Raw genomic sequence first — 12,910 nt, 5'->3', positions numbered from 1 at the left:
ATCAGGCGCTGGATTGGCGCTGCCACTCGGCTTCCCAACAGGTACAATGGGAGGTCGATGACTACCCAGTGATGAGGGGCTATGCAGATTGAAGCATTGAAGGCGCTCGTGATCGAGTCGCTTGACGATATCAAGGCCAAGGACGTCGAGGTGCTCGACGTGTCTCGGCTGACCAGCGTGACCGATTGGATGGTGGTGGCGAGCGGGACCTCGACACGACATGTGTCGGCGCTGGCCAACAGCGTCATTACCAACGCCAAGGACAATGGCGTTCAGCCGTTGGGCGTCGAGGGTGAAAACGGGTCGGACTGGGTGCTGGTCGATCTCGGCGGCGTGGTGGTCCACGTGATGATGCCGGACACCCGTGCGCTGTACGACCTGGAGCGACTGTGGTCGGACCTTCCCAGCGATGCACCGGCATCAGAGGAAGAGGCCAAGGCATGAAGGTCCGCCTGTTGGCGGTGGGAACACGCATGCCAGGCTGGGTGACCGACGGTGTCGAAGAGTACCGCAAGCGTCTGCCGCGGGATTTTCGCCTGGAGGTCGAAGAGATCGCCCCGGGCCATCGCGGCAAGAACGCGGATACCGCGCGTGCCGTGGCCCAGGAAGCCGAGCGCATCGAGGCACGCCTCAAGGGTGATGAGCATCTGGTGGCGCTGGAGGTGCTCGGCAAGCCCTGGACCACCGAGCGGCTGGCCGATGAGGCCGATCAGTGGCGTCATGCCGGGCGTGATGTGGTGCTGCTGGTGGGTGGCCCGGATGGCCTGGCCCCGACGCTGTCGGCCCGCGCCCACCAGCGCTGGTCGCTGTCACCCTTGACCCTTCCCCATCCACTGGTGCGGCTGGTGCTGGCCGAGCAGCTCTACCGTGCCTGGACCCTGATGGTGGGACACCCCTACCACCGATGATGGCTCCTGCGTCAGACAAGGATTGCCTCTCGCATGCGTAAGCGTCGCGAAACCCTCAAGAACCCCGAGAACGCGCTGCGCATCTTTCGTGTGCGTGCGACGCTTGCCGGGGTGGTCGTGGTACTGCTGTCCGGCCTGCTGGTGGGACGGTTGTGCTATCTGCAGATCGTCCAGCACGAGGTCTACAGCACCCGATCCGAGAAGAATCGGGTGAGGGTGGAGCCGCTGCCCCCGACCCGCGGGCTGATCTACGACCGCAACGGCCAATTGCTGGCCGAAAATCGTCCCACCTACAACCTGACCCTGGTGCGTGAGCGGGTCGATGATCTCGATGCCACCCTGGAGCTGCTGGTCGAGCTGCTGGATCTGCCGGACGAAGAGGTGGACGCCTTCAAGGTGCGTTCACGCCAGCGTCAGCGTCCCTACCAGCCGGCGCTGTTGATGAGTGATCTGACCGAGTCGCAGATCGCCAGGCTCGCGGTCAATCGCCACCGCTTGCCGGGAGTGGAGGTGCAGGCCCAGCTGCTGCGCTTCTATCCCGACGCCGAGATCATGTCCCATGCGCTTGGCTACGTGGGCAGGATCAACGCCGAAGAGCTCGAGAGCCTGGATCCGGGCAACTACGCCGGTACCCACTTTATCGGCAAGACCGGGGTGGAGCGCTTCTACGAGGATCAGTTGCACGGTCGTGCGGGACTGAGAAAGGTCGAGACCAACGCCCGTGGGCGGGTGCTGCGTGAGCTGGGGCACACCGACCCCGAGCCGGGTCAGGACCTGACCCTGACCCTGGACATGGACATGCAGCAGCTCGCTGTGGATCTGCTCGATGGTCGGCGTGGCGCCATCGTCGCCATTGCGCCCCAGACCGGCGAAATTCTGGCGATGGCCTCGGTGCCTGGATTCGACACCAACCAGTTTGTCACCGGCATCGACGTCAAGTCCTACCGCGGGCTGCAGAGCGATATCGATCTGCCGCTGTTCGATCGGGCGACCCGGGGCAGCTATCCGGCGGGGTCGACGATCAAGCCGTTCATGGCCATGGCCGGGTTGATCGAAGGGGCCGTTACCCCGGACGAGGTCATCTACGACCCGGGCTACTATCAGCTGCCCAATGACGACCGGCGCTACCGCAACTGGCTGCGCTGGGGTCATGGGCGGGTGAATCTCGAGCGCGCCCTGGCGGTGTCCAACAACACCTATTTCTATTCATTGGCCCACGAGCTCGGCATCGATCGTATCGACGAGAACCTGGGGGCCTTTGGCTTCGGCACCCGGGTCGCTGCCGACGTGGCCGGGCAGGGGGATGGTCTGCTGCCATCCAGAGACTGGAAGAAGGCACGCTTCAATCAGCCCTGGTATCCCGGCGAGACGCTGTCGGTGGGTATCGGCCAGGGGTATCTGCAGATCACTCCGCTGCAGTTGGCGGCCGCGACCGCCGTGCTCGCCAATCGCGGCCACTGGGTGCGCCCGCGGCTGGCCAAACGTATCGGCGACCAGCCGGTGCCGGTGGATCTGCCCGACACGCCGCCGGATATCGAGGCCCCCGAGAACTACTGGACCCGGGTCTTCAACGGCATGGAAAAGGTGTTGTCCGGGCGCGAGGGCACGGCACGGCGCACCGGGGCAGGCCTTCAGTATCGCATGGCCGGCAAGTCGGGTACCGCCCAGGTGTTCTCGCTGGGGCAGAACCAGAAGTACAACGCCGCCGAACTGCGCGAGCGTCTGCGCGACCATGCGCTGTTCATGGCCTTTGCGCCGGTGGAGGACCCTCAAATCGCCATTTCGGTCATCGTCGAGAACGCCGGTGGCGGGTCGACCCACGCCGCGGGGCTGGCTCGGGCCATGGCCGATGCCTGGATTCTCGACCACAACGCCGGTCGTCCGCGCACCGACGAGACTGCCGCCGAGGAGGAAGACTGATGGCCATCGATTTTGTGCGCTCGTTGCGCGGTCACCCGGTGCGTCCCCCGGCCAGCGGTATCGCCCGACGCACCTCGTTCTGGCAACGGATGCACGTCGATCCCTGGTTGCTCGGCATGCTGCTGGTGCTGATGGGCAGTGGCCTGGCGGTGCTCTACAGCGCCAGTGGCGAGAACGTTCACGTGGTCACCGCCCAGGCGATTCGCTTCGGCGTGGCCTGGGCGGTCATGCTGGTGCTGGCGCAGTTTTCACCGGCGACGCTGATGCGCTGGGCGTTGCCGGCCTACCTGGCCGGCCTGGTGATGCTGGTGGCGGTGGAGATCCTCGGTGACGTCGGCATGGGCGCTCAGCGCTGGCTGGTGATTCCCGGCGTGGTGCGCTTTCAGCCTTCCGAGATGATGAAGATCGCCATGCCGATGATGGTGGCGGCCTGGCTCAGTCGCCACGAGCTGCCACCCAACTGGCGTGCGCTGGCCGGTTGCGCGCTGCTGATCGCTCTGCCGGTGGGCCTGATCGCGCGCCAGCCGGACCTTGGCACCTCGCTGCTGGTGGCGGCAGCGGCGGTCTTCGTGATCCTGCTGGCGGGGCTGTCCTGGCGCTTTATCGGTGTCATGGTGGCGCTGGCGGGGGCAGCGCTGCCGCTGTTGTGGATGAATATGCACAACTATCAGCGTCAGCGCGTGCTGACCTTTCTCGACCCCGAAAGCGACCCGCTGGGCGCCGGCTGGAACATTATCCAGTCGACCACCGCCATCGGCAGCGGGGGCGTCTGGGGCAAGGGCTGGCTCGAAGGCACCCAGTCGCAGCTCGAGTTCCTGCCGGAGCGGCACACCGACTTTATCGTGGCCGTGCTGGGCGAGGAATTCGGGCTGGTCGGCATGCTGGCCTTCCTGCTGCTTTACCTGCTGATCGTCGCACGTGGACTGTGGCTGGCGGGCGCCGCCCAGGATACCTTCGGCAGATTGCTGGGAGGCGGCATCATGCTGACCTTCTTTATCTACGTCTTCGTCAATATCGGCATGGTCAGCGGCATTCTGCCGGTGGTCGGCGTACCGCTGCCCCTGGTGAGCTACGGGGGGACGTCCAGCGTGACCTTGATGGCCGGTTTCGGTATTCTCATGGCGGTCAATGCACATCGCCGGTTGCTGCCACGCTAGGCGCTGTCCGAAAAGTCGACGAGCGAAGGTTAGACAAGGCAAAAATCGGTGAGAAAGCGCAGTTTACGGGGCGTAAATGAGCATTTTGATCCGATTTTTAACGCCGTATTACCGAGCGCAGGCACTTTTCAGACAAGCCCTAGGGGCTGGCGACCAGGCTAACGGGAGCCCGGAGAGAGGCGGCGACAGTGGCCACGGTGGGGCCGGCGAGCGAAGCGCTTGCCGGCTTTGCAGGGGCGGCGGCGCCTGCGGGTTCCCCAAGGGAGAAGATCGATGACAGTACCCCTGGTCCAGGGAAGGAAAGGCCTCGGCGCGGCGTTGTGTGGGCTTCTGGCCTCGCTGTCGCTGGCGGCCCAGGCGCAGGATTTCGCCTCGCCGGAGGTCGACGCGATGATGGATCGGCTCGAGCGCCAGGGCGTCTCGCGCCAGTGGCTGGAGCGCGCCATGGCCAGGGCAGAGTTCCAGCCGTCGGTGCTCGAGGCCATGAGCGGTGCCGCCGAGCATCACCTGACCTGGGAGCGCTATCGTGGCATCTTCCTCGGTGAAGAGCGCATCAACGAGGGCGCGGCCTTTATCGAGGCCCATCGTGACGCCTTCGATCGCGCTGAAGCGCGTTATGGTGTGCCGCCGGAGGTGATCGCTGCGATTATCGGCGTCGAGACCCGCTACGGGCGTATCACCGGTGATCATCGGGTGCTCGATTCGCTGTCCACGCTGGCCTTTCATCATCCCCGGCGCGGTGAGTTCTTCGAGGGGGAGCTCGAGGCCTTTCTCGACATTGCCTACCAGCAGAACGTCGATCCCGGAGCCTTGAAGGGCTCCTACGCCGGTGCCATGGGCTATCCCCAGTTCATTCCCACCAGCTACCAGGCCTACGCGGTCGACTTCAACGACGACGGCCAGCGCAACCTGTGGACCGATCCGGTGGATGCCATCGGCAGTGTGGCCAACTATTTCGCCGAGCACCGCTGGCAGGCGGGTGGCACCCTGTACTGGGAGGCCGAAGGCCCCAGCTCGGTGCCGTCCTCGATTCGCTTCAACCGCACCGATCCGCCCTACGCCCGTGTTGCCGAACTGGAAGCCCAGGGCATCCAGCCGGTGGAGCCGCTGCCGGGGGATGCCAAGGTGGTGCCGCTGGCTTTGGACATGGAAGACGGCAGCACCCACTACCGCCTGGGTGGGGCCAACTTCTACGTGATCACCCGCTATAACCACAGCCACCTCTACGCCATGGCGGTCACGGAACTGTCGGAGGCCATCGCCGAGGTGCGCTCGCTGGGAAAGCCCCAGTGGTGGCATGCCCTGGACACGGAGGTGAGTTCATGACCCTGCGCGCGCCCTTGTTGCCGACCCTGTCGCTGCTGGTGGCCCTGACCGGTTGTGCCGGCGGTGGCGGGACCGCCCCGGAGACCACTCAGCAGGCGGCCGCGACGCCTCAGGATTCGCGGGCGACGGCGGGTGGGCGCTATGCCATGAGCGGCGACGCCTATCCCGAGACGCCGCCGGACGTCAGTCAGGTCCCGGACGCGGTGCCGCGCGACGAGCCACGCTCACGCGCCGGCAACCGCTCGACCTATGAGGTGTGGGGCAAGACCTACCATGTGCTGGATGACCCGAGTGGCTATCAGCGCGAGGGTACCGCTTCCTGGTACGGTCAGAAGTTCCACGGCTACGCGACCTCCAACGGCGAGATCTATGACATGTACAAGATGACGGCGGCGCACAAGTCGCTGCCGTTACCGACCTTCGCCCGGGTGACCAACCTGGACAACGGGCGGTCGGTGATCGTGCGAGTCAACGATCGCGGCCCCTTCCACGACGACCGCGAGATCGATCTGTCCTACGCAGCGGCCGCGCGGCTCGATATTCTCGACCATGGCACGGGCCGGGTGCGGGTCAGCGTGATCGATCCCGATCAATGGCAGGCCAGTCGCGGCGCGGGTGCGTCGAGCGACTCGGCCAGCGGGGGTGTGCGCGCTGCGCCAGCCAGTACTGGGACCAGAACTACGGCCAGTACCACAGCCAGTACTACAGCCCGTGCTGCACCCAATGCGGCGCCCAGCGCGCCGTCCGCCGCGTCGCCGGCAGCAGGCCAGAGCGCCCCGCAGGCGCCCGCGGCCGGGACTCCCGGCATCTATATTCAAGTGGCAGCCCTGGGGTCGGCGGACAGCGCCCGAGACCTCAAGGCGGATCTGGAGACGCGGTTGAATCAGCAGGTGCGTGTGGCCAGCGCCGCCGGTCTGCACAAGGTGCAGGTCGGGCCGCTGGCGAGTCGTGGGCAGGCGGAGCCGGTCCGCGAACGCTTGCGCCAGGCGGGATTCGCGCAGACCTTTGTCGTCGATGCTCGCTAGGTGTCGACGAAGTGCAGCCGACGCCTCGCTGATCGTCCGGCCGGTCGATGCCGGCGGTTCCAGTGAGGCCGGCTGTTGGAAGCATTGTGCGGTGGCCCTGATCACCGCTTTCCCTGATTGTTGTAACGAGACATTTCACCATGATCGCTAAGTCATCCTTTACTCGCCGCTGGTTGCCCGTGGCCTTTGTATGTGCGGCCCTGGTGGCACCCCTGACGAGTGCTCAGCAGCCCGACTCGCCGACACCGGACGTGCCAGAGCCCCAGGTCATGATCCCGGCACCGCCTCAGCTGGCGGCCAAGTCCTGGATCCTGATCGACGCCAACAGCGGACGAGTCCTGGCCGAGCACAATTCTGACCAGCGCCTGCCGCCGGCCAGCCTGACCAAGCTGATGACGGCGTACCTGGTCGAACGTGAGCTTGATCGGGGCAACATCCAGCCCGACGACATGGTGCCGATCAGCGAGAAGGCCTGGCGTACCGGTGGCTCGAAGATGTTTGTCGAGGTCGGTACTCGTGTCTCCGTCGAGGAACTGCTCCACGGTATCGTCATTGTCTCCGGCAACGACGCCAGCGTCGCCATGTCCGAGTATCTGGCCGGCGGCGAGGACCCCTTTGCCGACCTGATGAACCAGCACGCCACCCAGCTGGGCATGGAGAACACCCACTACGAGAACGCCACCGGGCTGCCGTCGGAGAATCACTACTCCTCGGCACGGGACCTGATGCGTCTGGCCAGGCACATCATTCTGGACTACCCGGAACACTACGCCATCTACAGCCAGAAGCACTTCACCTACAACGGCATCGAACAGGCCAACCGCAACCGTCTGTTGTGGCGCGACCCCAGCGTCGACGGCCTCAAGACCGGCTGGACCGAAGAGGCCGGCTACTGCCTGGTGTCCTCGGGCCAGCGTGATGACATGCGCTTGATCTCGGTGGTGATGGGGACCAGCTCCGAAGAAGCCCGTGCCCAGGAAACCCAGAAGCTTCTGAGCTATGGCTTCCGCTACTACGAGACACTGAAGCTTTATGACCGTGGCGCCGTACTCAACACGCCGCGGGTGTGGGAAGGCAGCACCAACGAGCTCAAGGTGGGCGTCGACAATGGCGTCTACATGACCGTGCCGCGCAACCGAAATGACGAGCTCACCGCGCGCCTGGACATCGACAGTGGCTTGACCGCGCCCATCGCCGCCGGCCAGCGGGTCGGCACCATGGAGGTGCGCCTCGGGGACGAGGTGGTCGGCGAGCGTGACCTGGTGGCGCTGGAAGCGGTAGAGCAGGGTGGGCTGTTCAAGCGCATGATCGACAAGGTCCAGCGCTTCTTCAGCGACCTGGTCGGCGGCTGGTTCGACTGATCGTCCCTGTGGTGCGGCCCTGGCGTCAATGCGCGCCCTGTGGTCGCCTGACGCCGGCCGTGGTGAGCCGCCTCGGCTGGCGTCCTTGGTCGTGATGCCAAGGTTGAGTAGAATACTCGGGTATCCATTGTAAGGGGCATCGGATGAACGACAGGACCTTTCGCGATCTGCGCACCCAGGCAGGGCCGGATCCGGCGGATGTCACCATCACCTTTCCCTGCGACTATCCGATCAAGGTGGTCGGAGATGCTGCCGAGGACTTCGCCGCCACCGTCAGCCAGATCGTGCATCGCCATGATCCGACCTTCGAGGGCAGCAGTCTCGAGGTGGTCGACAGTCGCAATGGGCGTTTCCAGTCGGTGCGGTTGACCATGCGCGCCACCGGTGAAGCCCAGCTCAAGGCGTTGTTCGACGAACTCAAGGCCACAGGCCGCGTGCACATGGTGGTGTGATGGAGGCGATCGACGTCTATCATCTGGGGCTCAAGCCCTATCGGCCAGTGTGGCAGGCGATGCGCGAACTGACCGACACCCGAGATGGCGATACGCCTGACCAGATCTGGGTGGTCCAGCACCCGCCGGTGTTCACCCAGGGCCAGGCAGGCAAGCCCGAGCATCTGTTGATGCCGGGCGAGATCCCGGTGGTGGAGACCGATCGCGGCGGGCAGGTGACCTACCACGGCCCGGGTCAGCTTGTGCTGTACCCACTGATCGATGTCAAGCGTGCCAGACTGGGGGTCCGAGACCTCGTCAGTGCGCTGGAAGACAGCGTGGTCGATGCCCTGGGCGAGCATGGTATCGAGGCAAGCGCCCGGCCTGACGCGCCTGGCGTGTACGTCGGTGAACGCAAGATTGCCTCGTTGGGGTTGAGGATTCGACGGGGTGCCAGTTTTCATGGCATCGCGGTCAATCTCGAGGTCGATCTCACGCCATTTTCGTTTATCAACCCATGTGGCTACGCTGGACTCGAGATGACCCGGCTGGCCGATCTGGTCTCTTCGAGGCTGGACATGGAAGCCGAAGCGCGTCGGCTATTGCGCACGCTGGCGACGCGACTGGGACAACGCGAACTGATCGAGCGCCCCGGCTTGCCGGGAGTGCTCGACGCCCACAATTTTGACTGATCGCACAGGGCACGCCGAAGGCCGTCACAGCAACGTGTCTCCCGAGCGATCCTCACAGGACAGTGAAATGACAGACAGTTCCGCCATCCAGGCGGCGGCCGCCGCCGCCAAGGCCAAGAAGAACGCCCGCAGCGAAAGGGGAGTGAAGCTTCGCGGCGCCGACAAGGTGGCGCGGATCCCGGTCAAGGTGATCCCTACGGAGGAGATTCCGCGCAAGCCGGACTGGCTCAGGGTACGCATGCCGGTGTCCAAGGAAGTCACCCGTATCAAGGAGACCCTGCGACGTCATGGCCTGCACACCGTCTGCGAGGAAGCCTCATGCCCCAACCTGGGCGAGTGCTTCAACGGCGGTACCGCCACCTTCATGATCATGGGCGATATCTGTACCCGCCGCTGCCCGTTCTGTGATGTGGCTCACGGGCGTCCCAACGCCCTGAACGAGCGCGAGCCGCGCGAACTGGCCGAGGCCATCGCCGAGATGCGCCTGAACTATGTGGTGGTGACCTCCGTCGACCGTGACGATCTGCGTGACGGCGGTGCCCAGCACTTCGTCGACTGCATCCGCGAGATTCGTCGTGATAGCCCGAGCATCGAGATCGAGGTACTGGTGCCGGACTTTCGTGGTCGCATGGAGGTGGCGCTGGACATCCTCGAGACCACGCCGCCCGACGTCTTCAACCACAACCTGGAGACGGTGCCGAGTCTGTATCGCAAGGTGCGGCCGGGGGCCGACTATCAGTGGTCGCTGGACCTGCTCAAGGGCTACAAGGCGCGCCGTCCCGAAGTGATGACCAAGTCTGGCTTGATGCTGGGTGTCGGCGAGACCGACGAGCAGGTCATCGAGGTGATGCGCGACCTGCGTGCCCACGACGTGGACATGCTGACCCTGGGGCAGTACATGCAGCCGTCTCGCAATCACCTGCCGGTGGATCGCTGGGTGCCGCCGTCCACGTTCGACTGGTTCGCCGAGCAGGGGCGCGCCATGGGCTTCACCCACGTGGCTTCCGGCCCGTTGGTGCGCTCGTCCTACCATGCCGATCAGCAGGCACACGGTATCGAAGTGAAGTAGAGCGAAAGCGGTATTTTAGCTACCCACAACGCCCGGCATTGCCGGGCGTTGTGTTTTTGAGCGTACCCGCTCTACAGTGAATCTCCTACACGATGTGCAGCTCCGAAAGGAGGGGGCTTCGCAGTACCTGCATTATTGCGCTATATTGCACTGCAACAAGTGCGCAGACGCAAGGATCGCCTGCTGCGCATCACGCAACCCTGGGAGCCTATATGAATGCGTTGATGCCAAGCGCCACCGCGCCCCTGTTCGCGCTGGCGGAACCCTTTGCTCCACTGTTCGACCCCTTCGGCTTCGGCCGTGCCGCGGCCGACTACTGGCGTGACAGCGTCGAGCGCAGCATCCTCTACTGGGATGTCATGCGCCAGCGCGGCAACGAATACCTCGAACATATCGAGAAGACCCGCCCCACCGTACTTGGCTTCGATACCGACATCGTGATGGAAGGCGAGACCCTGCCTCGCCCCGTCAACTATGAGCTTTTGCGCGTGCACCCGCCCGAGGGTGTAGAGACCGATGAACTGGCACGCCCCTTCGTGGTGGTCGACCCGCGCGCCGGGCATGGCCCGGGTATCGGTGGCTTCAAGCCCGACAGCGAGATCGGTATCGCACTGCGCGCCGGCCATCCCTGCTACTTCATCGCCTTCATGCCCTATCCCGTCCCGGGGCAGCGGGTCGAGGACGTGGTTGAAGCCGAGGTCACCTTCCTGCGCCACGTCGCGGAGCTGCATCCCGATAGCGAAAAACCGATGGTCGTGGGCAACTGTCAGGCGGGCTGGCAGATCATGATGGCGGCAGCGCTCGAGCCCGAGCTGTTCGGACCGATCCTGATCGCCGGTGCACCGCTGTCCTACTGGGCCGGGGAGCGCGGCAAGGCGCCGATGCGCTATACCGGCGGCATGACCGGCGGCAGCTGGGCCACCCATATGCTCTCGGACATGGGCGATGGCCTGTTCGACGGGGCCTGGCTGGTGCAGAACTTCGAACGCCTCAATCCGGCCAACACCTGGTGGGACAAGCAGTACAACCTGTACGCCCATGTCGATACCGAAGCCGATCGCTATCTTCAGTTCGAGCGCTGGTGGGGCGGCCATGTGGTGCTGGGTGGAGAAGAGATCCAGTACATCGTCGACAACCTGTTTGTCGGCAATCGCCTGTCCACGGCCCAGCTTGTGACGTCCGACGGGCGCCGTATCGATCTTCGCAACGTGCGCTCCCCGGTGGTGGTGTTCTGCTCACAAGGTGATGACATCACGCCGCCGCCTCAGGCGCTTGGCTGGGTGCGTGATCTCTACGACGGCGTCGACGACATCATCGCCAACGAGCAGACCATCGTCTACTGCGTCCATGACAAGACCGGCCACCTCGGCATCTTCGTTTCCGGCAGCGTCTCGCGCAAGGAACACGCCGAGTTCACCGCCAACATGGACTACATCGACGTGCTGCCGCCGGGGCTCTACGAGACCACCGTGTCCAAGGCCAGCGAGCGGCCCGACGCCGAATTGATCGAGCGGGACTACCTGCTGGAGTTCTCTACCCGGGACCTCGACGACCTGAATCAGGTGGTCAAGCATAGCCCCGAGGACGAGCTGCGTTTCGCCACGGTGGCCAGGGTCTCGGAGATCAATCTGGGGCTCTATCGTCAGTTCCTGCAACCCTGGATTCGTGCCGTGTCGACACCCGAGTCGGCTCGCTGGATGCGCAAGATGCACCCCAATCGCATGGGCTATCGCCTGCTGTCCGATCGTAATCCGATGATGTCGTCGTTGCCGGTGATGGCGGAGTCGGTGCGCAAGCATCGTCATGAACTCGGTGATGACAACATCTTCCGAGTGTATGAGGACATCGGGTCGAGCCTGATCTCGCGGAGTCTGGATGCCTGGCGGGTACTGCGCGATCGCGCCCTCGAGAAGGCCTTCCTTGACCTCTACGGTCAGCCGCTGTTGCAGTCGCTGGTGGGGCTGAAAGGCGCCGTGGAGGGTGAGCGTCAGGTGCCTGGCTCCGAGCCGGAGCGTCGTCGCTTTATCCAGCGTCGCCAGCAGGAGGTGCGCGAGCAGGTGGCGCAAGGCGGCGCCCACGAGGCCGTGATGCGCTCGGTGATCTTCGTGCTGGGTGGTGCTCCTGCTACCGATGGCCGCAATTTCCGCCGCCTGCAGGCGTCACGCAGCGAGCTTGAGCCGGAGCTGCGGCTGGAAGACTTCAAGCATCTGATGCGCGATCAGTTTTTTATCCTGAAGCAGGATCGTGAGGCTGCGCTGGAGGCCATTCCCGAGCTGCTCAAGGGGCTCGATGCCAAGACGATCGACGGCCATATCGAGCATATCGAGCATGTACTGGCGGCCAGCGGTGAGCTCAGCGAGCACGCCGCCGCTCGTTTCGAGCGTATCAAGGCGCTGTTTGGCAAGGCCCGTCCGGCAACGCGTCGTACGGCCCGCCGCAGTGGTGGGGCCAGTGGTAACAGCAGCGCCAAGACGTCGCCGGCTAGCGGCACGTCAGCCAAGCGCGGCACTCGTCAATCTGCAAGCGAAGCTTCCCGCGTCGAAGGGCAGGCCCAGGCCGCGCCCAAGGCCGACGCCGAGCCTGCTGATGCGCCTGCGGCAAAGGCCCAGGCGAGGACCGAGGCGAAGCCGGCTGCCGAAGCGAAGCCTGAAACTAAACCTGAGGCCAAGCCCGAGACCAAGTCCGAGGCCAAGTCCGAGGCCAAGTCCGAGGCCAAGTCCGAGGCCAAACCGGCGGCTGACGCTAAAACTGAGGCCAAACCTGAGGCCAAGCCTGAGGTCGAGACCAAGCCTGTGGCTGAGGCCGAGCCCAAGGCTGCCCAGGCCGCCACGCCAGCCTCTCGCGAGGGAGGCAATGACGCCGAGAAGGCGCCTGCAGCGACCCGTCGGCGCAGCACTGGATCGCCCCGAGGGCAGCGGCGCAAGCGCTAGTCAAGCGCCTGACCGCCTTCGATGATCGAGTGTGAGACATCGACCATTCCGCTTGCCCCTGCTTCGTGCAGGGGCAAGTCGGTTCTGAGGG

Annotated in this window: 11 protein-coding genes; all 11 read left to right on the top strand. The window is 64.8% G+C overall.

All coding sequences use genetic code 11. The annotated features are described in order from the left end of the window. The first annotated feature begins 81 nt into the window (after positions 1-81). The 11 genes from rsfS (at position 82) to RBB39_RS09990 (ending at position 12,819) form a co-directional block, all read left to right on the top strand. A complete protein-coding gene (gene rsfS, locus RBB39_RS10040) occupies positions 82-444 on the top strand; it encodes a ribosome silencing factor (RefSeq protein WP_108132840.1) in 363 nt (120 codons plus the stop codon). Beyond that, a complete protein-coding gene (gene rlmH, locus RBB39_RS10035) occupies positions 441-908 on the top strand; it encodes a 23S rRNA (pseudouridine(1915)-N(3))-methyltransferase RlmH (RefSeq protein WP_108132839.1) in 468 nt (155 codons plus the stop codon). The genes rsfS and rlmH overlap by 4 nt, the downstream gene beginning before the upstream one ends. A 33-nt stretch (positions 909-941) precedes the next feature. Next, complete coding sequence (gene mrdA, locus RBB39_RS10030) at positions 942-2,828, top strand: penicillin-binding protein 2 (protein ID WP_108448861.1); 1,887 nt, start codon at positions 942-944, stop codon at positions 2,826-2,828. Continuing rightward, the gene (gene rodA / locus RBB39_RS10025) at positions 2,828-3,985 is read left to right on the top strand and encodes a rod shape-determining protein RodA (RefSeq protein WP_213227184.1); all 1,158 of its coding nucleotides are present in this window, start codon (positions 2,828-2,830) and stop codon (positions 3,983-3,985) included. The genes mrdA and rodA overlap by 1 nt, the downstream gene beginning before the upstream one ends. Positions 3,986-4,258: 273 nt before the next feature. Beyond that, positions 4,259-5,311: a lytic murein transglycosylase B gene (mltB, locus tag RBB39_RS10020; protein ID WP_045992678.1), complete on the top strand. Its 1,053-nt coding sequence runs from the start codon at positions 4,259-4,261 to the stop codon at positions 5,309-5,311. After that, positions 5,308-6,336 carry a septal ring lytic transglycosylase RlpA family protein gene (locus tag RBB39_RS10015; protein WP_213227286.1) on the top strand — a complete coding sequence of 343 codons (1,029 nt, stop codon included), beginning with the start codon at positions 5,308-5,310 and terminating at the stop codon, positions 6,334-6,336. Before mltB ends, RBB39_RS10015 begins: the two co-directional genes overlap by 4 nt. A gap of 140 nt (positions 6,337-6,476) precedes the next feature. Further along, on the top strand, positions 6,477-7,697 hold the full coding sequence (locus tag RBB39_RS10010) for a D-alanyl-D-alanine carboxypeptidase family protein (protein ID WP_083970391.1): 1,221 nt from the start codon (positions 6,477-6,479) through the stop codon (positions 7,695-7,697). Positions 7,698-7,840: 143 nt separating this feature from the next. Further along, positions 7,841-8,149 carry a YbeD family protein gene (locus tag RBB39_RS10005; protein ID WP_045992676.1) on the top strand — a complete coding sequence of 103 codons (309 nt, stop codon included), beginning with the start codon at positions 7,841-7,843 and terminating at the stop codon, positions 8,147-8,149. Then, entirely contained in the window at positions 8,149-8,820 is a 672-nt protein-coding gene (gene lipB, locus RBB39_RS10000) for a lipoyl(octanoyl) transferase LipB (RefSeq protein ID WP_045992675.1), read from the top strand. The genes RBB39_RS10005 and lipB overlap by 1 nt, the downstream gene beginning before the upstream one ends. A 67-nt stretch (positions 8,821-8,887) precedes the next feature. Continuing rightward, a complete protein-coding gene (gene lipA, locus RBB39_RS09995; RefSeq protein ID WP_045992674.1) occupies positions 8,888-9,889 on the top strand; it encodes a lipoyl synthase in 1,002 nt (333 codons plus the stop codon). 212 nt (positions 9,890-10,101) lie between these two features. Continuing rightward, positions 10,102-12,819: a DUF3141 domain-containing protein gene (locus RBB39_RS09990; RefSeq protein WP_371931870.1), complete on the top strand. Its 2,718-nt coding sequence runs from the start codon at positions 10,102-10,104 to the stop codon at positions 12,817-12,819. The last annotated feature ends 91 nt before the right edge of the window (positions 12,820-12,910 follow it).

Origin of the sequence: Halomonas sp. MMSF_3323 (genome assembly GCF_030733595.1) — a bacterium.
GTDB classification, from domain to species: Bacteria; Pseudomonadota; Gammaproteobacteria; order Pseudomonadales; family Halomonadaceae; genus Halomonas; species Halomonas litopenaei.
Note: the sequence above shows the minus strand (reverse complement) of the source record. Positions and strands in the feature narration are given on the sequence as shown.